Genomic DNA, 21511 nt, shown 5'->3' with positions numbered 1-21511 from the left:
TGGTGTGAGCGGGCACAGATGTCATCTCACTCCTTCCGGGACGGGACGGCCCCGGCCCCCGGTTCCGCGCTGAAGCTGCTGCTCCGGGGAATCCGCCGCAACCGGGTCGCCGTGGCACGCTCCTTCGGCCTGCTGGCGGCCTGGCAGCTGTCCGAGGCGATGGTTCCCGTGGTGGTCGGCCTGGTCATCGACCACGCGGTCGCCGGGGGAAGCGTCACCAGCCTCGCCCTGTGGGGCGGCGTGCTGGTCATGGTGTTCGCCTCGCTGATGTTCACGTACCGCTTCGGTGCCGCCGACGCGTACCGGGTCGACCAGCGGGAGAACCACCGGCTTCGGGGCGAGATCGCCCACCACGTACTGCGGCCGGCCGGTGCGCGCACCGGCACCCTGTCCGGCGGCACCCTCTCCCTGGCCACCTCCGACACGGCGAGTGTCGGGGGCCTGGCCAGGGCCGTGGGCTATACGTTCGCCTCGGCCGTCGCGGTGCTGGTGAGCGCGGCCGTGCTGCTGCGCATCGACCTCGCGATCGGGCTCGCCGTACTGCTCGGCGTGCCGCTCGTGCTGGCCGTCATCCAGTTCGTCACACCCGTGCTGTCCCGCCGCAACCGCGACCAGCAGACCGAGATCGCCAGGACCAGCGGCACGGCGGCGGACCTGGTGCGCGGTCTGCGCGTCATCAAGGGCATCGGCGCCGAGGACGAGGCCGCCGCACGCTACCGGGCACGGAGCCAGGTCGCCAGGGCCGCCGGCATCCGGCTCGCGGGCTCCCACGGGGTCATGGAAGGCATCACCACCGGGCTCAGCGGACTCCTCCTGGCGGGGGTCACCCTGCTCGCCGGCAAGCGGGCGCTGGAAGGCGGCATCACCATCGGGGAGTTGGTCGCCATCGTCGGACTCACCCAGTTCCTCGCGATGCCCCTCCAGGCCCTCGGCCGGGTCGGCGCGCAGGTGGCCGCCGCCCACGCCTCGGCGGCCCGGATCGTCGACTTCCTGGGTACGCCGCCCCTGCTGGCCGACGGTCCCGAGGAGCCGCCGCCCGGCCCGGCCCCCGCGGTCTCCCTCCAGGACGTGACCATCGGCCCCCTGAACGGATTCACCCTCACCTCGCGGCCGGGCGAACTGCTCTGCCTGGTCGTGGACGACCCGGTCGTCACCCGGACCCTCATGGGCCTGCTCGCCGGTGAGATCCACGGCCCGGACATCACCGGCGAGGTCCTGCTCGACGGCGTCGCGATCGGCGAGCTGAGCCTCCGGGCGCGCACCGCGCGCCGCCTGGTGAACCCCCATCACACCGAACTCCTGGAAGGCACGTTGCGCAGCAACCTCGACCCCGACAGCCGGCACAGCGACACCGATCTCATGGGCATCCTCGGCGCGGCGGCGGCGCAGGACATCGTCGGCCTCGACGAACAGGGCCTGGACCAGCGGGTGGTGCCCACGGGAGCGACCTACTCCGGCGGCCAGCGCCAGCGCATCGCGCTGGCCAGGGCGCTGGCGGCCGACCCTCCGGCCCTGCTGCTCGACAACCCGACCACCGCGGTGGACGCGGTCACCGAGCAGCACATCGCGCGCGGCATCAGCGCCCGGCGGCACGGCTCCGTGAGCACGCGCACCACCTGGATCGTGACCACGAGCCCCGCGCTGCTCGCCCGGGCGCAGCGCGTGGTGTTCGTGGCGGGCGGCCGTGTCGTCGAGGAGGGCACCCACCGCGAGCTGCTCGGCCGCCCCGCGTACCAGGAGCTGGTGCTGCGGTGAGCCGGGACCTGCTGCCGATCGGCACCTACCGGCAGACCTTCGCCTTCCTCGGCCCCCTGGCGTGGCGCCGCGGCAACCGGCCGACGGCCGTCACCGCGGCCCTCGCGACGGTGCTGGCCGGTGCCTTCGGGCTCGTGGCACCCTGGGTGCTCGGCACGATCGTCGATGACATCCGCGCCGGCCGGGACACCATCCTCTCCTCGGCGCTGGCCATCGCCGCCGCGACGGTCGCGTCCGCGCTGCTCGGCGGAGTGTCGGTCGCCGCGCTGGCTCGGGTGGCCGAGCCCGCGCTGGCCGCGCTGCGGGAGCGCGTGTTCGTCCGGGCGCTGCACCTGCCCGCGGACCGGATCGAGCGGGCCAGCACCGGGGACCTGCTCTCCCGGCTCTCCGACGACGTACGGACCGTGTCGGAAGGGTTCAAGGATGTCGTGCCGATCGTCCTGAACTCGGCTGTCACCGTCGCGTTCACCGCCGCGGGCGTGCTGGTCCTGGACTGGCGGCTCGGCCTGGCCATGCTCACGGCGGTGCCGCTGTACGTGGGCGGCCTGAGATGGTTCCTGCCGCGCTCCGAGCGGTTGTACCGCGAGCAGAGGATCGCCCAGGGAGAGCGCGCCGAGGCGCTCCTCACCAGCCTCAACGCCGCCCCGACGGCGCGTGCCTTCGGGATCGGGCACGGACTGCTCCGGCGGATCGAGGACACGTCCGACCGGGCCGTCGGGATCTCCGTCTCCGTGTACCGGCTCACGCTCCGCTTCCTGAACCGCAACAACGTGGCCGAACTCTTCGGCCTGAGTGTGCTGCTCGGTCTCGGGTTCGTCCTGGTGCGCGAAGACCTCACCACCGTCGGCGCCGTCACCGCGGCGGCGCTCTACTTCCTGCGTCTCTTCACTCCCATCGGAGGGCTCCTCTTCACCTTCGACCAGTTCCAGGCGATCGGATCGGCCCTGGCCCGGCTCGTGGGCATCGCGACGATGCCGCCCGCCCCTGACCCCGGGCCGGCCACCGGGCCAGGGGAGGTCGTGCTGTCGGGGATCACCCATCAGTACGTGCCGGGCAAGCCGGTCCTGCGCGACATCGACCTGCGGATCGCCGCGGGGGAGCGGGTCGCCGTCGTCGGTGCCACCGGAGCGGGCAAGACCACCCTGGGCGCGATCGCCGCCGGGGTGCTGCGGCCGACCGGCGGCACGGTGACCGCCGCCGGTGTCCCCTACGACCCGGAGCGGTCCGGGACGGGCTCAGGCGTGTTCCTGGTGACCCAGGACGTGCATGTCTTCGCCGGTACGGTGCGGGAATCGCTCACCCTGGTCGCACCCGGGGCGTCGGACGAGGAGATCCGGGAAGCGCTGGCCGTGACGCTGGCCGACCGGTGGGTCGCGGCGCTCCCCGACGGCCTGGACACCGTCATCGGGGACCAGGGACATCAGCTGACGGCGGACCAGTCGCAGCAACTCGCCGTGGCGCGCATCGTGTTGAGCGACCCTTGGTTCGTGGTGCTGGACGAGGCCACCGCGGAGGCCGGCTCGACGGGCGCTCTCGTACTGGAGAGGGCGGCGGAAGCGGCGATGCGGGGCCGTACCGCTCTCGTGGTGGCGCACCGGCTGGCTCAGGCCCGTGCGGCCGACCGCGTCCTCGTGATGCACGACGGATCCGTCGTCGAGCAGGGGACCCACGACGAACTGCTCGCGGCCGGCGGCCGTTACGCCGAGCTGTGGCGCGCCTGGTCGGACCGTCACACGGCGGCCGGACGGCAGCCCTGACATCGCCCACCGACCCGACTGGACGCGAGGCTCATGGAGTACGGTCATGGATCTTGAACTGAAAGCCAGGACATTCGTCGTCACCGGGGGATCGCGAGGGCTGGGCCTCGCCGCCGCCAGGGAGCTGGTGGCCGAGGGCGCGCGGGTCGTCCTCGCGGGCCGCGACGGGAGCCGCGCCGAGAAAGCGGCCGCCTCGCTCGGCGGCGGCGCCGCGGGAGTGGCGGCCGACACCGCCGACCCCGCCACTGCCGACCGGCTCATCACCGTCGCACGTGACACCTTCGGGAGCTTCGACGGCGTCCTGATCAGCACCGGAGGCCCCCCGCCGGGAACCGCGGCCACCAGCACGGAGGCCCAGTGGCGGGCGGCGTTCGACTCGGTCTTCCTCGGTACGGTACGGCTCGCCCGCGAAGCGGCCGAACAGCTCCCGGAGGGCGGGGTGATCGCCCTCGTCCTCTCCAGTTCGGTGCGTGAGCCGATTCCCGGCCTCACCATCTCCAACGGCCTCCGCCCCGGCCTGGCCGGGTTCGCCAAGTCCCTGGCTGACGAGGTCGGTCCACGTGGCATCAGGGTCGTGGGTCTCCTCCCGTACCGCGTCGCCACCGACCGGGCGCGCGAGATCGACGCCCGCACCGGTGACGTGGCGGCCGCCCGCGCGCGCAACTCCGCCGACATCCCGTTGCGTCGGTACGGCGCTCCGGCGGAGTTCGGAAAGGTCGCGGCGTTCCTGATGTCCCCTGCCGCTTCCTACCTCACCGGCGTCATGGTCCCGGTGGACGGGGGTGGTCTGCGCGGCTTCTGACGTCGGCCCCGGACCGTGCCCGAGTGACTCGTATCCGCGATTTCGCGACGGAGGATTGATGATCTGCCATGTGGTCCTGTTCAAGTTCCATGACGGGGTGGGTTGGGACGACCCGCGTTTCCTCGAAGCGGACAGGGACGTCCGTGTTCTCCCGGAATCGATTCCTGAGATCCTGGAGTGGAAATGCGGCCGGAACATCGCCGACCGGGAAATAGCGTACGACTACGCCGTCATCGGCGGTTTCGCGGACAAGAGCGCCGTGGAAACGTATCTCTACCATCCGGTTCACCAGCGGGGCGTGGACCAGTGGCGGCAGTTCTCCACCTGGGCGGTCACGGACTTCGAGCTGTAGCCGTGCGATCCGGCCGGGCCGGCGGCGCACCGCGGGCGCGGCCGGATCGCCGGGCGGCCCGCGGTCGCCCCGAAGGAGGCGGCGGCGTCATCCGTGAAGGGGCGGCCCGTCCGTGCGGCTGATCCGGCGGATCTCCTCCAGCGGGTAGGGGGTCTCCCTGCTCTCGTACTGAAGCTTGCGAAGGAAGTCCGCCATCACCGCGGTGAGCGGCGCGTGGCGGGTGAGGACGGCCGCGGCCGCCTCGGGGATTCCCGTGGGGCGCTCGCCACGGGCGTACGCCCGCACCTGCGCCTCGCGGTCGTCTCTCCCGTACCCGTACACGGCGGTGACCAGCCAGTTCACCAGGTAGCTGACCGAGTAGCAGCGGTCGTAGGTCCGATGCCGGTCGAAGAAGCCGACCTCCTCCCGCGACAGCTCGAACCGGGCGGAGAGCGCGAGGCCGTAGTCCGAGAAGTACAGGCGCCTGCCGTCCGTCAGGATGTTCTTGAAGTGGGTGTCGAAGTGCAGGAGACCCCGGGTGTTCATGAACGAGGTCCCGGCCTCCAGCTCCCTCTCCACCATGACGCAGGCCCGGTCGGCGGCCTCGCCGCCGGCCTCGATCCGCTCGCCCAGCCACTGGTGCAGGTTCTGCGGGATGTACTCCAGGAACAGCGCCAGGCTCGCCGAGGACCGCTGGAGGGCCTCGATCCGGCGGCGCACCTGCGGCCCGCCGCCCCAGTAGGCGACGGTCCGTTCCACGTCGGCCAGCTCATCGGGCAGGGGTGTCGAGTCCGGCAGCACCCGCCAGTGGTACATCAGGGGGAAGCCGCCGTATTCGCCCGCGAGCACCCAGTTCGTCGTCATGGTGTGCGCGGCCAGCTCCCGCCAGGCCCCGAAGCCCGGCCCGCCGATTCCGTACTGGCAGAAGACCGGCAGCTCGAACAGGTTCGCCGTGGACCGGACGTTCTCCGGTCGTCCCTCCAGGTCGGTGAGGGGTACGCGCTTCACGAAGACCGGGGTCCCGCCGACCTCCAGCAGGGCCGACTTCCCGCCGATGCCGGAACCGATGGGCACGGCCGCGGCCACCAGTTCGTACAGTGCGCGATCGCTGTAGGAGGCCAGGGAAGCGGAGACGGCCCCATGGGCGGCCCGACGCGCACCGCGCGACCTGTCAGGGGACTTCAACCGCTGCCTCCACCTGGGCACCTACCTCGATCTCCTGTGACGGCTGCGCGTTCCCGCCGAGCGCGGCCACGCGACACGTGGCGGGGCGGTCGGGCCTCCGGAGAGGGCAGGGGAGTGGCCGGGATCTGTGCGTGACGACCGACCGGAACACCACCCTGATCGCACCTTATGCGAAGACCGGTGACCGGACAGCGGGAACCCGACCCCTTGGCGGGCATCGTCAACTCGGGCGTGGCGGCGAACGGGAGCGACGCGATCGAGCGGCGGCGTATGACGGCGAAACGTGCAGCCCCTTGAACGTCTGAGACTATTCCTGGCCGTTTCTGACCAATCTCCGCTACAGGTATCGGCGGCGGATCGTAACGGGTCCAGGATGTACCCGTGCTGGGCAACCTTCCCGTCGTCACCACCAGTTTCGTCGGCCGAAAGGGCGAACTGGGCGCTGTCGCGCGGGCATTAAAAGAACATCGGTTGGTCACTCTCACGGGCAGCGGGGGAGTCGGCAAGACCCGCCTCGCGCTGCGCGCCGCCGGTCTGGCCCGTGACCACCACCCCGACGGGGTGTGGTGGGCCGATCTGTCCCACCTCCACGACGACCGGCTGCTCATCGCCACGGTCTGCGACGCGGTCGGCCTGCTGGACCACAGCCCCCGCCGGCCCGTGGAGGCGCTGGCCGAATGGCTGGCCGGCCTCCGGCCACTGCTGGTCCTCGACTGCTGCGAACGGACCGTGGCCTCCTGCGCCCGCCTGGTCGCCGACCTCCTCGCCGCCGCGCCCGCGCTGACCGTCCTCACCACCAGCAGACAGCCGCTGGGCACCGAGGGGGAGCACCTCCTCGACGTCGGACCGCTGTCCTCGGGCGGGGACGGCACGGAGGCCGTACGCCTCTTCCGCGACCGCGCCGCCACCGCCGCGCCCCGCCTGCCGCTGGACTCCCCGAGCGCCGGGGCGGCGGTCGCCGAGATCTGCCGCAGACTCGAAGGAATCCCCCTCGCGCTGGAGCTGGCCTGCGCCCGGCTCGGCGAGAACAGCGTCGAGGAGATCGCGGGCCGGCTCACCTCCCGGCTCGACCTGCTCACCGACGACACCGTCTGGCCCCAGCGCCACCGGGCGCTGCGCACCGCCATCGGCTGGAGCCACGAACTCTGCTCCCCGCTCGAACGCCTCCTGTGGGCCAGGCTCTCCGTCTTCCCCGGCACCGTGGACCCCGCCGACGCGGGGGCCGTCTGCGCGGGCGGCCCGCTCGCCGCCCGTGACGTACCCGCGCTCCTGGAGGGCCTCGCCGCGCAGTCCGTGCTCCAGCGCGTGGGCGACCGCTACCGGATGCTCGACACACTGCGCGAATACGGCGCCCTGTGGCTCGGCGAACTCGGCGAGGAAGACCTCCTCGCCCGCCGGCACGCCGCCCACTTCGCCGATGTCGCCGCCGACGCCCACGCCGGCTGGCTCGGCCCGCGACAGGTCGACTGGTACCGCAGGATCGCCGACTCCCACGCCGACCTGTGCGCCGCGCTCGACCACCTCCTCGAAGAGGACCCGGAGCGGGCGGTGGAGATGGCCGGGCGCACCGGGCTGTTCTGGAGCTGCTGCGGCCATCTGCACCAGGCCCGCGGCTATCTCGAACGCGCCCTCGCCCGCTCCTGCGCGCGCGGGCCGCACCGCACCCGTGCCCTGTGGGCCCTCGGCATCACCCGTACCCTCCAGGGCGACCACGAGGCCGCCCGCCTGCTGGGCGAGGAGTGCACCCTCGCCGCCTGGCACGACCAGGACCCCGAGTCCATGCTCTCCGCGGCCCACTCCGTCAGCTTCACCTATCTGATGATGGGCCGCCCGCAGGCCGCCCACACCGTCAGCGACCGCGCCCTGAACCAGCTGACCGGCGACCCCATGGACGCCCCCTCCCATCTGCGCTGCCGGGTGATAAGACTCTTCGCGCTGTCCGCGCTCGGCAGACTCGACGAGGCGTACGAGGACGCCACCGGGCTGCAACGGCTCAGCCGGAGCTACGGCGAGCACTGGGCCCGCGCCTACGCCGACCACCAACTCGCCCTCATACAGCTCCTGCGGGGCCGGCCGGGCGACGCCGAGGGCCACGCGCGCGCCATGCTCGCGGGCAAGTACCGGCTGCGCGACAGCCTCGGTATCGCCCTCGGCCTCGACCTGCTCGCCGGGGCCATCGCCGCGCAGGGCGACGGCGTGGCGGCCGCCCGCACCTCCGGCACCGGACACACCTACTGGCGGATGATCGGGCACCCCCACCGGGGCAGCCCGGAGCTGAGCGCGATCCGCGACCAGTGGGAGCGCCAGGCACGTGAGGCGGCCGGCAACCCCGCCTACGAGAGCGCCTACCACCGGGGCGTCGAGCAGGACGCCGAGAGCGGTCTCGCCCTCGCGCTCCAGGGCCAGCTGCCGTCGTAGGCCGGGCCGGGCGCCGCGGCCCGCCCGGCCCCGGCCCCCCCGTGGAGTGCCGTGCCGCCCGCGCGTACCGCCGGGCCGGTGCCGCCGCGCCCTCCCGCACGGCACCCCCCTGGCTCGCGGGCCGCGCCGCCGGTTACGGTCCTGCCATGCCCGACTTCGCTCCCCGGTCGCCCGCCTTCCTTGCCGACCCCTACCCCGCCTACGCCGAGCTGCGGGCGCGGGGCCGCGCGCACTACCACGAACCCAGCGACCAATGGCTCGTCCCGCACCACGCGGACGTCTCGGCCCTGCTGCGCGACCGGCGGCTCGGCCGCTCGTACGGGCACCGGTTCACCCACGAGGAGTTCGGCAGGACCCCGCCGCCCCCCGGCCACGAACCGTTCCACGAGCTGAACGACCAGGGGATGCTGGAGCTGGAGCCACCGGACCACACCCGTATCCGGCGCCTGGTCTCCAAGGCGTTCACCCCGCGTACCGTCGAACGGCTCCAGCCGTACGTACGGAAGCTCGCGGCCGAACTGGTGGGCCGGCTCGTGGCGGAGGGCGGCGGCGACCTGCTGACCGCCGTCGCCGAACCGCTGCCGGTCGCCGTCATCGCCGAGATGCTCGGCGTCCCGGAGGCGGACCGCCCGCTGCTGCGGCCCTGGTCGGCGGCGATCTGCGCGATGTACGAGCTGAACCCGTCCGAGGACACCGCCCGCCACGCCGTCGCCGCCTCCGCCGAGTTCTCCGCCTACCTGCGCGCCCTCATCGCCGAGCGGCGCACCGCGCCGGGCGACGACCTGGTCTCGGAACTCATCGCCGCCCACGACGAGGACGAGAAACTGACCGAGGCCGAGATGGTCGCCACCTGCGCCCTGCTGCTCAACGCGGGCCACGAGGCCACGGTCAACTCCACCGTCAACGGCTGGCACGCCCTGTTCCGGCATCCCGCGCAACTCGCCGCCCTGCGCGCGGACCGCGCCCTGGTGCCCACCGCCGTGGAGGAGCTGATGCGCTACGACACCCCGCTCCAGCTGTTCGAACGGTGGGTGCTCGACCCGGTCGAGATCGGCGGAACCACCCTCCCGCGCGGCGCCGAGGTCGCCCTCCTCTTCGGCTCCGCCAACCACGACCCCGCCGTCTTCGCCGCGCCGGACGACCTGGATCTGGGCCGCCGGGACAACCCGCACATCTCCTTCAGCGCGGGCATCCACTACTGCATCGGGGCCCCGCTGGCCCGCATCGAACTGGCCGCGTCCATGACCGCCCTGCTGGAGCTGGCCCCCGGACTGCGCCCGGCGGGGGAACCCGTCCGCAAGCCGAACTTCGTGATCCGGGGACTGGAGGGGCTGCCGGTGGTGGTGTGAGCGGTGCGAGCGGCACCCGCCGGACGCCCGGTGGGCGCCCGGCACGCTCTCACCCGTTCTCGGGCGCGGGCAGCCGGCCGACCTCCTGGCCCTCGCCCGTCGGCAGATATCTGCCGATCAGGAACTTGTACAGGGCCGCGCCGAGCGGGCCGCCGATCAGCGGGCCGACGATGGGCACCCAGAAATAGATATTGCCGTACTGATCTCGCCATGCGCCGTGGTACCCGGTGATGAAGCTGGCCAGCCGGGGGCCGAAGTCACGGGCCGGGTTGATGGCGTACCCGGCGTCGGTGCCCCACGCCATGCCGATCGCCACGACCAGCAGACCGATGAGCAGCGGACCGAGGTTGGCGCCCGGCGGGGTGTTGAGCAGGTCGGTCAGCGCGAAGAGGACCAGGCCCAGAATGGCCGTACCGATGATCTGGTCCCGCAGCGCGCCCCACTCGCTGACCGGGAGGGTGCCGTTGCCGGGGAGCGTGCTGAAGACGATCTGCGACTTGTAGGTGTGGCCCGGGTCGAACTTGGCCAGCACCTCCGTGTAGTTCCAGCGCACCAGCAGCGCCGCGACGAAGGCCCCCAGCGTCTGCGCCAGCACGTAAGGGAGCACCTTGCGCCAGGGGAAGCCGCGGAAGAGCGCGAACGACAGCGTCACGGCCGGGTTGATGTGGGCGCCGCTGATCCGGGCGGCCACATAGACGCCGAGGGCGACACCGAACCCCCACGCCCAGGCGATGCTGTCGTGGTCGCCGAGCCCCGCCGCCAGCACCTGGGCCACCACTCCGCAGCCGAAGAGGATGAGGACCATGGTCCCGGCGAACTCCGCGGACAGTTCACCGATGATCCCGCCGCCTCTTTTGCCTACGCGTTCCTTCATAGGTTTCTGCCTCCCGCGATCCATGGGCCGACTGCGCTGTACTTCTCGGCATTCTGTGCCGGGGGCGGATGCCCCGCGACGTGCGGACGGCACGCGGAACGCTGCGCCGAGCGTGGTGCGGACGGTGCCGTTGCTGAGGCCGGGCCGCCGCTCCTGGCCCTGTGACGGGTTCCTCCCGGAGGGCCATTGGAGTGGCGGCGCGGGGCTCAGTCCCGGGACGCCTGCGAACGGGCGTGCAGCACCCTGGCGACCCTGGGGCCCAGCCGGCGCTTGAGCCCGCGCAGGACGTCGAGCCGCTCGGCGGTCCGGTCCAGCCGGTAGTAGAGCCCCGGCGGGAGGTGCGGCAGCAGCGGCGAGTGCCGCTGGCCGAGCAGCGCGAACATGCGCTCCGGAGGCAGACCGGTGTAGCGGGGGAGGTTCTCGTACCACTGGGCGCTGTAGCGGGCTGCGCTCTGCACCGGCAGCAGCGCCGATCTGCGCTCCCGCTCGTAGCGGGCGAGCGCGGACCGGGGCTCCCGCTCCGCGCGCAGGGCTCCCGCCAGCGCGATGGAGTCCTCCAGTGCGAGGGTGGTGCCCGCGCCGATGGAATAGTGCGTGGTGTGCGCGGCGTCCCCGAGCAGGACCAGGTTGTCCCGGTACCACCTGCGGTTGGTGAGTGTACGGAAGTTCAGCCACCGCGCGCTGCCGTCCTCCTGAGCCCGGCCGATCAGCGCGTGCCCGTCCAGGGGCCCGGCGAAGAGTTTCTCCAGGACGGCCAGGCCGTCCGCCTCGTTGGCCTCGTGGAGCCCGAGGCCGGTCCAGGTCTCGGCGGAGCACTCGACCACGCAGGTGCTGTGCTCCGCGCTGAACCCGTATCCGTAACACCAGATCCAGCCGTGGTCCGTCTCCACGAAGGCGAAGGTGAAGGCGTCGAAGACCTTGGTGGTGCCGAGCCAGATGTACATGTTCCGGCCCGCGACCGCGCGGGTGCCGAAGTGGTCCGCGTGGCGTTCGCGCAGGGCGCTGTTGACGCCGTCGCAGGCGACGACCAGATCGGCGGCGGGCGGCTCGCCCCCGGCGGGGACCTCGTGCTCGAACTCCACCCGTACGCCGAGGGAGGCGGCGCGCTCGGCCAGGATGCCCAGCAGCCGGTGCCGGCCGATACCGAACCCCTGGTCGCCCCGGTGCCTGGTCGTGCGGTCGCGGATGTGCGCGACCCCGTCGCTCCAGCAGACCGAGTTCTCGCCGATCGCGCGGGCGGACTCGGGGTCGTGGCCGTGCAGGGTGTCGAGGAGGCCGCCCCAGTAGGTCACCCCCCACCCGTAGGTCGCCCCTGCCGGGTTCCGTTCGAGGACGGTGATGTCATGGGACGGGTCCTGCCGCTTCAGCAGGATCGAGAGATACAGGCCGGCGGGCCCGCCGCCGGCACAGACGACCTTCACACAGACTCCCTGACGTCACGCGGGGTGATGACCGAGTGACCAAAGGTAGCGGTGGCGGTGCGGGCCGGGCGGGCGGCGCGCGGTACGAGGGGGCCCGCCCGGCGGCGCGCACCGGCCGCTGCCGCGAGTGCCCGCGGACACGGAGGCCGTCGGCGGGGCGGTGCGGGGCCCGGCCCCGGTCATTTCCTTACGGCGTCCGCGGACTTGGCCCAGTTGGCGCGCAGCCGCTGAACGTACGAGGCGGCCTGGGCGCCCGGTGTCACGCCGCGCGCGAAGGCCAGCATGTTGCCCGCTCCGGCGTTGTAGCCGAGGGCCATCAGCTCGTCCTTTCCGTACGATCCCGATGTCCCGGCGGGCAGTTGGGCGGCGAGGTCGTGCAGATGCCAGGCCGCCGCCTCGATCGCCAGGTCACGGTCGTCGGGCAGCTCCTCCCACCGGCGACCGGCGAAGTCCCGCCCCCGTTTGGTGTCGTCGAAGGCGGCCCGGTGCATATTGGCGATGCCGAACGAGGCTCCGGGCTTCTGGCGCTGCCAGGCCCGCTCCAGCTCCGGATCGTGCGGCTTGTACGCCTCGTTGTAGAGGATCGCCATCAGCAGCCGGGCGCTGATCCCGGCCCGCTCGGCGTACGTCCGCACCGGAGCGGCGAACGCCGCCGGGTCGTATCCCGCGGCGGGCGTGGCGGCGGAGGCGCCGGGCGACGGGGCGGACGAGGAGGGCGCGGAGGACGAGGCGTCGTCCGGTCCCGGCTCCGCCGGCGCTTCGCAGCGGGCGGCCACCGCCAGGGCCGACGCCAGGACCAGCACCGCCCACCACCGTCGTCGTGCTCCTGTACCGGCCATGGTGTCCGCCCTTCCGCCGCTTTCCGGTGCTCTCCGCGCCCCGGGGACACGGTACGGCCCCCGCGGCGCGTGTCCGGTGGTCCGGTCCGTACCGGTCAACCGCGCGGCACGGGCGCCTGACCGTCGGGACCGCCGTACCGGTCGCCGCCCTGCTCCGCGTCGACCGCCGCGTAGATCAGGTCCTTCAGCCCCTCCGGGTCCGGCACATGCCTGAGCGTGAGCATTCCCTGCTCGGACGCCGACTGGATGGACAACGTCCCCTCGCGCAGGAGGCGTTCCCACAGCGTCGCGCGGAACGACACGTCGTTGACCCGGATCAGCGGGATGCTGTGGCCCGTTTTCGTCAGGAAGCCACTGCGCTTGTAGATCCTCTTCGTGGTCACGATATAGACGGTGCCGCGCCACTTGAGCAGCGGTATCAGCCAGAACCAGAGGGAGGCGACCAGGGCCAGGCCGACGATCACGTAGTCTGCGTCGGTGCCCCAGCTCGCGTCCGAGGGGGTGAACCAGAGAAGGACGGCCGCCACGATCCAGATGAGCGCCAGGATCAGGAACTCGCTGACGATCTCGGTCCAGTGCTGGCGGGTGGCGTGCACCAGCTGTTCATCGGGCGCCAGATGGCGGTCTACGGAAACCATGTGCGGAATCCTGGCACAGCGCGTGTCCCGGCCGGAACACGCCGCCCGGGGGCGGGCTGTTCGACGTGGTGTCACCGCGCGGTGGTGGCGTGTTCATGTCCCGCTCCTAGCGTCGGCCTCCTGACCGACGACGTAACCGCGCGCTGACGGCCGACCCGTGGCCGCGTGGGAAGACACGAGGAGTTGCCCCCTATGCGACGCAGACCCGCCAAGGTTCTGACCGTCCTGGCCGTGACCGGCACGCTGGCCGCGGGTACCGCGGTCGCGGCCCATTCCGCTCCGCAGCGCGGTACCGGCGGCACCGAGATCCGCAACGTGATCTACCTGGTCGGTGACGGCATGGGCCGTACGCACGTCACCGCCGGCCGCGACCGCTTCTACGGCGCCGGGGGCAAGCTCGCGATGGAGCGCCTGCCCTACACCGGGGCGGTCGCCACCTACGCCGTCGAGAAGGACAGCGACAAGCCGGCCCTGGTCACCGACTCCGCCAGCTCCGCCACCGCCTGGGCGTCCGGCGTCAAGACGTACAACGCCGCGATCGGCGTGGACTCGTACGAGAAGCGGGTCGTCACGATGATGGAGCAGGCCAAGTCGGCCGGCTTCGCCACCGGCAACGTCTCCACCGCCGAGATCACCGACGCCAGCCCCGCCGCCCAGTTCAGCCATGTGCTGCTGCGCGGCTGCCAGGGACCGGTCTACTCGGACGCGGCGTGTCTGCCGAAGAAGGACGACGGCTCCTACGAGACGAAGCCCAAGGACAAGACGCTGATCACGCCGATCGCCCAGCAGATCGCGCGCAACGGCACCGCCGACGTGATCCTCGGCGGCGGCCTCGCCCGCTTCCAGCCGGACGACCAGAAGGCGCTCAAGGCGCAGGGCTACGACGTGCTCGGCAGCTTCGGCGACCCGAAGCTGGCGACCCAGACGGCCGCGAGCCAGCGGGTGGCCACCGGCTCCGACCTGGAGAAGACCCGCGCGAAGAAGGTCATCGGCCTGTTCAACCGCGGCAACCTCACCGTCGAGCAGGCGAAGAAGGGGCTCGGGGCCGGTGCCCCGGAGAAGAAGGAGCCCACGCTCGCCGAGATGACCAGCAAGTCGATCTCCCTGCTGACCGACGCGCGGCGCGGCCAGGGGAAGGGCAAGTCCAAGGGCTTCTTCCTCCAGGTCGAGGGCGCCCAGATCGACAAGCGTTCGCACGCCAACGACGCGGCGCAGACGCTCGGTGAGATCAAGGCGTTCGACGACGCGGTCAAGGCCGCGCACGACTTCGCGAAGAAGGACGGCCACACCCTGGTCGTGGTCACGGCGGACCACGAGTGCGCCGGCTTCAACATCATCGAGAAGGGCAGCCACGTCAACGCGGAGGCGGCCGCTCCGCCCGCCAACACCGACTCCGGCAACACCGCGAACAACAGCACCCCCTCGCGTTCCGCCTCGGGCGCCAAGGACCCGGCCCGCTCCAGCGGTATGGTCAACGGCTCGGGCTCGGGCGACGCGAAGAACTTCGGCCCGGCCACCTTCCGTACGCCCGACGACGCGAAGAGCGTCAAGGACGGCAGCGCGGACGCCAGCCTGTGGCTGACCTACCTCTCGGGCAACCACACCGGCGCCGACGTGCCGATCTACGCCTACGGCCCGGGCGCCGGCACCTTCGCCGCCAGCCAGAACAACACCGAGCTGTACGGCAAGATGTACCGCTCGCTCTTCGGCAAGGCGGCCCCCGGCCGGCGCTGACCCCGGCCCTGCCGACAGCGCCGGCGCCGGTCGTCGGCACCTTCCGCACGCACCCCCTCGGGGGCCGGAGGGGCGGGCCCGTACCCCGCCCCTCCGGCCCCCGGCCCCTCCGCGACTCCTGGAGCCACCACCGATGAAGCACCTGACCCGCGTGACGGCGTTCGCGCCGGCCGTGGCCCTGCTCGTCGCCCTCACCGCCGGTTGCGGCGCGGGCGGGGACACGGGTGACGGCGCGCGCGAGAAGCCCGGCGAACCGGCCGCCACCGCGACCTCCGTCGCGCTGCCCGCCCCGCGCTCCGCTCCGGAACCCGCCGCCGAGGTCGCCGCACCCACCCGGTCCGGCGAGGTACGGATCGAGCCGGGGCCGTTCACCGACCGGGTGCGGATCACCGGTCTGAAGCTGACCGGCGGACCCGCTGTCACCGGCCGTCTGACGATCACCACCGACGTCAGCCATGTCCTGGCGCTCGAAGTGCGCGCCGCCTACTACGACGACGCCGGACGGCTGCTGGGCACCGGCTCGTTCGAGTACCAGGAGGAGGGCGGGGAGGGCGGCCACGCCCACGCCGACGCGGCCCACGAGGGCTCCCACGCGGGTGGTGAGGGCATCGGCTTCACCGTGCCGGCGAAGAAGCTCACCGGCACGCCCGCGGCAGCGGTGATCTCGGTGCCGGTCCTGGTCAACGAGTAGCCGCCGTTCGCGTCGGACGGTCCGCACAGGCGTGCCGTCCGCGCGGAGGGCGGTGACACCGCACCCGGCCGCCGCAACCGTACGCGTGCGCCCCGGCGGCCCGGACCGCGTGCGGTCCGCGCCGCCGGGGCGCGTCTGCGGGGGCGGGTCAGCGGCCGAGCGCCTTGGCGAGCTGCTGCTTGTTCATCGACGAACGCCCTTCCACACCGCGCTTCCTGGCCTCGGCGTACAACTGGTCCCTGGTCGGCCCCCGCGCACCGCTGTGCGAGCGCTGACCCCCGCGCTGCGACGCGGACTTCGGGTCCCGGAGCGAGGTCCTGCCGGCCGTCCGCGACTCACCGGAACGCGCGCGTTCCTTGTTGACCGTGCGGGACGCGATCTCCTTCGCCCGCCCCGTCGGCTCGCCGCGCTTCTCGGCGCTCTCCTTGATGTGCTCGTACTGACGCTCCCGCTTGGGACTCGCACCTCGTGGCATGGAATCTCTCCTTCGACTGGACCGCGCGCCGCCCGCGCCCGGGGGCCGTGGAGGGTGGCGCCCGGACTCCCTGCCCGGTCCGGGCCGGCTCACACGGGGCGCGCCGTGACCGACGTGGGGAGGTCCTGCTGCCCGCCGCTGGCGATCATCCGTACCTCGTCGAGGTCGCTGATCTCCGCCAGGACGATGCCCGTCTCGTCCGCGTACAACGGGTGCCCGCCGGGCCCCTTGCGGTCCGTGCGGCGCACCACGACCACATCCGCTTCGTCGCCCGGGACGGTCTCCGGTGGTCCGGAGGGGGAGAAGACCAGCTCATAACGGTCGGACCTTCCCATGTCGCCTCCTTGACGAGGAAGCCGTACATGTCCGACCTTCAGTGTAATCGCGGTGGGGCGGCGCCGTCGCGGTGGAGCGGTCCCGGTCCGGACGGGGGAGGCCGGGACCGGGACCGCGCGACGCCGCCCCGGCCGCCGCCGGGGTCAGGACTCCTTGACGGTGTCCGCCTCGCCGCTGCCGTCCTTCTCGTCCAGACCCGCGATGAAGTCCTTCGCCTTCTCGACGCCGGTGTCGAGATGGTCGCTGTACTTCCCGTCGGTCTTGTCGTCGATCACCGAGGCGACCTTCTCCAGCCCCTGACCGATCATCTCGCCGTGCTCGCTCGCGAGGTCGGTCGCCTTTTCCTTGAGTTCCTTCAGCCGGTCAAACACGAATGCTCGCTCCTCGGGATGCGCTCAGCCACCACCGACAGCAACCGTCGGCCCAGCACGGAATCATATCGGCGGCGGACCCGCCGGTGGCCCGCGAACACCTGTCCGCCGGGGGAGTGCTGACCCGCCGTCGGCAGGGGTCCTGGTGCGAGCCGCCCGCGCCCCGCAGGATGGGAAAGCACCGCGCTCGCCGTTCCACGCCCGCCGCCGCACGCATGAGCCCCGGAAGGGTCACGCATGACCGACAGCGCCCCCGTACCGCGACCGAGCCGCCACGCGCACGAGCTGCTGACCCGCTTCACCGATCCGGAACCCCGGTTCGGCCCGCTGCCGATCTGGTGGTGGAGCGGTGCGACGATCACCAGGGAGGAACTGCGCCGCCAGATGGGACGGATGGTGTCCCAGGGCATCCGGCAGGCCGTCGTGATGTGTCTGGCCCCCACCGGACCGATGTTCGGCTCGCTGGCGGACGACCCGCCCTTTCTGAGCCCCCGGTGGCTCGCACTGCTCGACACCGCCTGCGCCGACGCCGAGGAACTCGGTTTCAGCCTGTGGATGTACGACCAGATCGGCTTCTCCGGCGCCAACTTCCAGGGGCGGCTGACCGCCGACCGGCCCGAGTTCGCCGGACTCGCCCTCCACCGCTCCACGGCCCTGTGCCCGGAGGGCGCGCAGACCGTCCTCGCCCCGCCCGAGGGACACACGGCCCTGGCCGCCTACGCGCGGACCGGGCAGGGGGACGGCGCCCCGCGCGTCCCCGTCCCGCTCACCGGCGGCACGGCGCGCTGGAGCGGCCCCCCGGCCCGTCTCACCCTCGTGCACAGCGGGACCCGCGGATTCGACTACTTCGGCGAGGAGGCGTGCGCCGCGCTGCTGGACCAGGTCCACGGCACGCTGGAGCGTCATGTGGGGCACTGGTTCGGCCGTGCCATCGGCGGCTTCTTCCAGGACGAGCTGCCCGCCATGCCCACCTGGGGCAGGGACTTCGCCGAGACCTTCACCGCGTGGTACGGATACGACCCGCTGCCCCGGCTGTGGGCGCTGTGGGAGGACGGGGCCGGTGACGGTACGGACGACGACGCGGCGGCCCGGTTCCGGCGCGACTACCACGCGCACCGCGCCCGCCTCGGGCGGCGCGGATTCTTCGACCGCCTCGACGCCTGGTTCGCCCGGCACGGCCTGATCTGCGGCTTCGACCAGCCGTCCCCCGCCCGCGAGGGCGACCCCAGCGGCGGCGTCCAGGTGTACGGCGACTATCTCGCCACCCACGCCGGGTACGGCGCCCCCGGCAGCGACCACTGGGGCGATCCGAAGCCGCACAGCTCCCTCGCGCACGCGCGCGGGCACGAGCGGACCTGGATCGAGGCGTTCCACTCCACGGGCTGGGGCGGCACCCTGGAGGAGACCTACGACTGGCTGGCGCCCCTGCTGCGCCGGGGCGCCAATCTGTACGACCCGCACGCCGTCTACTACAGCACCGCCGGCGGCTGGTGGGAGTGGGCGGCGCCCTCCACCTGCTGGCGTCAGCCGTACTGGCCCTCGTACCACGTGTTCTCGGGGGCCGTCGCCCGGCTGTGCTCGGTCCTGACGGCCGGGTCCCACGTGTGCGACACCGTGCTGCTCTCCCCGACGACCACCGCCCAGGCGTACCAGCGGCTGGACGGTCCGCTCGGCCCGGCCCGCGACGCTGCGGCCGTCTACCACCGTCTCAACGGCCGGAGTTCGTGGTACGCGGAGGAGCGCGGGTTGCTGGAGCGTGCCGGGATCGACCACGACGTGCTGGACGAGACGACCCTCGCGGCCGGGACCGTCGACACCGACGGCGGTCCCGGACTGCGCGTCGGGGACGAGACGTACCGGACGGTCGTCCTGCCGTCGGTACGGGCCCTGCACGTGCGCGCGGCCCGTACGCTGGTCCGCTTCGCGGCGGCCGGCGGCCGGGTGATCTGCGTCGGCCGGCCGCCCGACCTCTTCCTCGGCGAAGAGGCGGCCGGGTGCGCGGAGGGCGCTGATCCGCACGAGGGCACCCCCGGCCCGTACGGAGGCGCTTCGGACCTGTCCGGGGAGACCTCGGCCCCCCACGGGGACACCGCGGCCCGGGCGTTCGCGGCCGCCCTGGCGCGGGGCGCCTTCGTCCGGGCCGAAACCGCCGAGCAGGTGGCCTGCTCGGTGGCGAGCGGCCCGGTGCGGGTACGGGCGGACGCGCCGTTCCTGCTGCGCCGGCACGGCGACTGCCACGTACTGACCCTGATCGCGCACGACGAGCGGTCCGGCACGGCGGCTCCCGTCGTCCCGCTGGACGCCGACGGCTGGTGGACCGGCGGCTTCCCCTGGGAGGAGTACTGGGAGCGGCTGCGCACCACCGGCTACCGGTTCCGCCCGGCGGGCCCGCGCCGGGCGCGGGTACGGGTGGCGGGCCTCGACCGGCCGCGTGCCCAGCGGTGGGCCCCGGCGACCGGAGACCGTACGGAGCTGGAGGTGGCCCGCACCCCGGACGGACAGTGGCTGCTGGACGTCGGCTTCGAGGACGGGCCGGTCACGCTGGTCGTCCTCGCGGGCGCGCTGCCCGCGCCGACGCGTGAACCGCTCGGGGACGAGAGCGACAGTCTTCCGGTCGACGGCCCGTGGACGGCGCTGGCGACCTCGACGCTGGACAACAGCGGGGGAGACCTGGCGGCGGCCGACCGCACCGGCGTCCTGCCCATCGAGGTCTGGCGCATGGACCACCTGAGCGACGGCGACGGCAGGGGCGGCGACGGCAGGGGCGGCGGCGACCGGGCGGGCCGGCGCGGCGGCGCGGGCGACCGGGCGGCCGCCGTGCCCGGCCCGGCGGCCCCCTGGCGGCCCGTCGTCGCGGGGTACGGGCCGTTCGCGCTGGTACGCGGCCCCTGGACCGGGGCCGAGCCGCCCGTCGACGGCTGGCGACCCGCCCAGTGGTCGCTGTCCCGGGGCATCCGCAACGACCCGGCCCATGCCGACGCGCTCGGCCCCAAGGGATACGTACCCGAGGAGTTCCTCGACTGGAGACGGGTTCCGGCGGGCGGCCGCGTCGCCGTCCGCACCCATCTGACACTGCCCGACCGCGACGGGCTGTACCTCGCCGTGGGCGCCAACGCGGCGCGCCGGGTCACGGTCGACGGCACGCCCGTCACCGTACGCGGCTCCGGCTACCAGTCGGTCGGTCTGCTGCCCGCGCGGGCGGCGGGACGCACCGTCGAGCTGGAGATCGAGCTGGAGGCGGCGGTGGACGGGCCGGTCAGGGCCTCCTTCGCGGTGGTGCGCGGGCCCCTGTCGTACCGCCGCCCGGCCTGGCTCGAAGCGGCCGACGACAGCGCCGCCGTCGTCGGCGAGACCAGGGACCTGACCTTCCACGCCCGCCTCGACGCGCTGCCGCCCGACTGCACCGTCCAGGTCGGCAGCGACGGCCCCTGCGGGGTGTTCGTCAACGGCGTCGAGGTCGGCAGGCAGGGCGACTTCAACCCGTACCCAGGCCATCGCGAGATCCGCCTCCACCCGTACGACATCCGGGACCGGCTGCGGCTCGGCGAGAACACCGTCGTGCTGCGGGTCAGCCGGGCGGGCCCGGCCACCGGCGCCGCCGAGGGCGCGCCGCCCGCGCCGACCGCCGTCGTCCTGGACTCCCGGCCCACACCCCGTGGCGGCCTCGGCTGGCTCAGCGGCCCCGGCTGGCGGGCCTACCGCGACGGCGAACGGGTCCCGCTGCGCACCCGGCTCGCCAGCCCCCGCGACCCGCGCTTCGTGTGCCTCTGGGCCAGGCCCCACCCGCTGCCGGGCGCGCACTGGCTGGAGCCGGCCGCCGCGCCGGGCGGGGTGGTCGAGCCGCTCGTGCCCGACCTGTCACCGGACGGCGGGCGGACCGAGTGGCTGCGGCTGACCGCACCGCTCGGCACCACCTCGCTGGGTGTCCCCACCTCCCTGCCGACCACCGTCCTGGTGGCCGGGAAGGAGTACGCGACGGTCGGGGGCCGGGTCGCCCTGGGCCGCCCCCTCGACGCCGGTACGCCGGTGTATCTGCGGATCACCGCCACCGACGGCCGCCGGGGCGGAGCCCTGCTCGACACGGCCGTGACAGCCCAAGTCGCCGAGACGACAGCCCCGTTGGTGAGCTGGGAGGAGCTGGGGCTGCGCTCCCTGGGCGGCGAGGTGCGCTATCGGACGACGGTGCGCGCGCCCGAGCGGTGGTTCCGGCACACCGCGGCGGGTACGGACGGCGGGCGGGTGCTGCTCGACCTCGGCGAGGTCCGCGGCTGCGCCGATGTCACGGTCAACGGCACCCTCACGGCGCAGCTCGTCTGGTCGCCCTGGACCAGCGATGTCACGGACGCCCTGAGACCCGGCGAGAACCGCGTCGAGGTCGTGGTGCGCGGCACTCTCGCTGGCTACCTGGACGACGCCTCACCGACCGGCGCGGTCGCGGCGGGCCAGCTCCGCACCGGCCTCTTCGGACCCGTACGGCTGGTGCGTCACACGCGCGCGCCCGCACCGGCCACCACCGGGTCCGGCCGGTGACCACG

At 73.2% G+C, this 21511-nt stretch carries 17 protein-coding genes; 9 read left to right on the top strand and 8 right to left on the bottom strand.

The window, feature by feature from the left end; translation table 11 throughout:
- Window positions 1–18 precede the first annotated feature (18 nt).
- The 4 genes from ACFY6S_RS04720 to ACFY6S_RS04705 are packed head-to-tail and all read left to right on the top strand — an operon-like array spanning window position 19 to window position 4666.
- Window positions 19–1755: an ABC transporter transmembrane domain-containing protein gene (locus ACFY6S_RS04720; RefSeq protein ID WP_388822789.1), complete on the top strand. Its 1737-nt coding sequence runs from the start codon at window positions 19–21 to the stop codon at window positions 1753–1755.
- On the top strand, window positions 1752–3512 hold the full coding sequence (locus ACFY6S_RS04715) for an ABC transporter ATP-binding protein (protein ID WP_388822786.1): 1761 nt from the start codon (window positions 1752–1754) through the stop codon (window positions 3510–3512). Before ACFY6S_RS04720 ends, ACFY6S_RS04715 begins: the two co-directional genes overlap by 4 nt.
- A gap of 46 nt (window positions 3513–3558) precedes the next feature.
- Entirely contained in the window at window positions 3559–4314 is a 756-nt protein-coding gene (locus ACFY6S_RS04710) for an SDR family oxidoreductase (protein ID WP_388822784.1), read from the top strand.
- A gap of 58 nt (window positions 4315–4372) precedes the next feature.
- The gene (locus ACFY6S_RS04705) at window positions 4373–4666 is read left to right on the top strand and encodes a Dabb family protein (protein WP_388822782.1); all 294 of its coding nucleotides are present in this window, start codon (window positions 4373–4375) and stop codon (window positions 4664–4666) included.
- A gap of 87 nt (window positions 4667–4753) precedes the next feature.
- Here ACFY6S_RS04705 and ACFY6S_RS04700 read toward each other — a convergent pair whose 3' ends face one another.
- The gene (locus ACFY6S_RS04700) at window positions 4754–5830 is read right to left on the bottom strand and encodes a protein kinase family protein (protein ID WP_388822780.1); all 1077 of its coding nucleotides are present in this window, start codon (window positions 5828–5830) and stop codon (window positions 4754–4756) included.
- A 384-nt stretch (window positions 5831–6214) separates the two neighbouring features.
- Between ACFY6S_RS04700 and ACFY6S_RS04695 the strand changes: the two genes are divergently transcribed.
- Entirely contained in the window at window positions 6215–8248 is a 2034-nt protein-coding gene (locus tag ACFY6S_RS04695; RefSeq protein WP_388822948.1) for an ATP-binding protein, read from the top strand.
- 146 nt (window positions 8249–8394) lie between these two features.
- A complete protein-coding gene (locus ACFY6S_RS04690; RefSeq protein WP_388822778.1) occupies window positions 8395–9597 on the top strand; it encodes a cytochrome P450 in 1203 nt (400 codons plus the stop codon).
- A 49-nt stretch (window positions 9598–9646) separates the two neighbouring features.
- On the opposite strand, the gene ACFY6S_RS04685 is transcribed toward ACFY6S_RS04690, so the two are convergent.
- From ACFY6S_RS04685 to ACFY6S_RS04670, 4 genes are all read right to left on the bottom strand, one after another.
- On the bottom strand, window positions 9647–10471 hold the full coding sequence (locus ACFY6S_RS04685) for an MIP/aquaporin family protein (protein WP_388822776.1): 825 nt from the start codon (window positions 10469–10471) through the stop codon (window positions 9647–9649).
- 206 nt (window positions 10472–10677) lie between these two features.
- Window positions 10678–11892, bottom strand: a complete 1215-nt coding sequence (locus ACFY6S_RS04680; RefSeq protein WP_388822774.1) for an FAD-dependent monooxygenase — start codon at window positions 11890–11892, stop codon at window positions 10678–10680.
- Window positions 11893–12071: 179 nt separating this feature from the next.
- Window positions 12072–12731, bottom strand: a complete 660-nt coding sequence (locus tag ACFY6S_RS04675; RefSeq protein ID WP_388822772.1) for a lytic transglycosylase domain-containing protein — start codon at window positions 12729–12731, stop codon at window positions 12072–12074.
- 95 nt (window positions 12732–12826) lie between these two features.
- A complete protein-coding gene (locus ACFY6S_RS04670) occupies window positions 12827–13369 on the bottom strand; it encodes a PH domain-containing protein (RefSeq protein WP_388822770.1) in 543 nt (180 codons plus the stop codon).
- A gap of 192 nt (window positions 13370–13561) precedes the next feature.
- Here ACFY6S_RS04670 and ACFY6S_RS04665 point away from each other — a divergent pair, with 192 nt between their 5' ends.
- Window positions 13562–15103 carry an alkaline phosphatase gene (locus ACFY6S_RS04665; RefSeq protein WP_388822768.1) on the top strand — a complete coding sequence of 514 codons (1542 nt, stop codon included), beginning with the start codon at window positions 13562–13564 and terminating at the stop codon, window positions 15101–15103.
- A 133-nt stretch (window positions 15104–15236) separates the two neighbouring features.
- Window positions 15237–15794 (top strand): hypothetical protein, encoded by a 558-nt coding sequence (locus ACFY6S_RS04660; protein ID WP_388822766.1) that lies wholly within the window; start codon window positions 15237–15239, stop codon window positions 15792–15794.
- Between the two features lie 148 nt (window positions 15795–15942).
- On the opposite strand, the gene ACFY6S_RS04655 is transcribed toward ACFY6S_RS04660, so the two are convergent.
- The 3 genes from ACFY6S_RS04655 to ACFY6S_RS04645 all read right to left on the bottom strand — a co-directional run bounded on the left by ACFY6S_RS04655 (window position 15943) and on the right by ACFY6S_RS04645 (window position 16976).
- A complete protein-coding gene (locus tag ACFY6S_RS04655) occupies window positions 15943–16269 on the bottom strand; it encodes a plasmid stabilization protein (RefSeq protein WP_388822764.1) in 327 nt (108 codons plus the stop codon).
- Between the two features lie 89 nt (window positions 16270–16358).
- On the bottom strand, window positions 16359–16604 hold the full coding sequence (locus ACFY6S_RS04650) for a DUF6296 family protein (RefSeq protein ID WP_388822762.1): 246 nt from the start codon (window positions 16602–16604) through the stop codon (window positions 16359–16361).
- A gap of 144 nt (window positions 16605–16748) precedes the next feature.
- Window positions 16749–16976, bottom strand: coding sequence for an antitoxin (locus tag ACFY6S_RS04645; RefSeq protein ID WP_388822760.1), 228 nt, complete (start codon window positions 16974–16976; stop codon window positions 16749–16751).
- A 237-nt stretch (window positions 16977–17213) separates the two neighbouring features.
- Between ACFY6S_RS04645 and ACFY6S_RS04640 the strand changes: the two genes are divergently transcribed.
- The gene (locus tag ACFY6S_RS04640) at window positions 17214–21506 is read left to right on the top strand and encodes a hypothetical protein (protein WP_388822758.1); all 4293 of its coding nucleotides are present in this window, start codon (window positions 17214–17216) and stop codon (window positions 21504–21506) included.
- The last annotated feature ends 5 nt before the right edge of the window (window positions 21507–21511 follow it).

Source organism: Streptomyces sp. NPDC012835, assembly GCF_042900885.1.
Taxonomy (GTDB): Bacteria; Actinomycetota; Actinomycetes; order Streptomycetales; family Streptomycetaceae; genus Streptomyces.
The sequence above is the reverse complement of the archived record's forward strand: the minus strand, read 5'-3'. Positions and strand labels throughout refer to the sequence as shown.

Coding starts and splice junctions, on each gene's coding strand:
- ACFY6S_RS04650 (WP_388822762.1), bottom strand. CDS start 16,604: ATGGGAAGGTCCGACCGTTATGAGCTGGTCTTCTCCCCCTCCGGACCA.
- ACFY6S_RS04655 (WP_388822764.1), bottom strand. CDS start 16,269: ATGCCACGAGGTGCGAGTCCCAAGCGGGAGCGTCAGTACGAGCACATC.
- ACFY6S_RS04705 (WP_388822782.1), top strand. CDS start 4,373: ATGATCTGCCATGTGGTCCTGTTCAAGTTCCATGACGGGGTGGGTTGG.
- ACFY6S_RS04640 (WP_388822758.1), top strand. CDS start 17,214: ATGACCGACAGCGCCCCCGTACCGCGACCGAGCCGCCACGCGCACGAG.
- ACFY6S_RS04665 (WP_388822768.1), top strand. CDS start 13,562: ATGCGACGCAGACCCGCCAAGGTTCTGACCGTCCTGGCCGTGACCGGC.
- ACFY6S_RS04660 (WP_388822766.1), top strand. CDS start 15,237: ATGAAGCACCTGACCCGCGTGACGGCGTTCGCGCCGGCCGTGGCCCTG.
- ACFY6S_RS04690 (WP_388822778.1), top strand. CDS start 8,395: ATGCCCGACTTCGCTCCCCGGTCGCCCGCCTTCCTTGCCGACCCCTAC.
- ACFY6S_RS04670 (WP_388822770.1), bottom strand. CDS start 13,369: ATGGTTTCCGTAGACCGCCATCTGGCGCCCGATGAACAGCTGGTGCAC.
- ACFY6S_RS04720 (WP_388822789.1), top strand. CDS start 19: ATGTCATCTCACTCCTTCCGGGACGGGACGGCCCCGGCCCCCGGTTCC.
- ACFY6S_RS04685 (WP_388822776.1), bottom strand. CDS start 10,471: ATGAAGGAACGCGTAGGCAAAAGAGGCGGCGGGATCATCGGTGAACTG.
- ACFY6S_RS04710 (WP_388822784.1), top strand. CDS start 3,559: ATGGATCTTGAACTGAAAGCCAGGACATTCGTCGTCACCGGGGGATCG.
- ACFY6S_RS04675 (WP_388822772.1), bottom strand. CDS start 12,731: ATGGCCGGTACAGGAGCACGACGACGGTGGTGGGCGGTGCTGGTCCTG.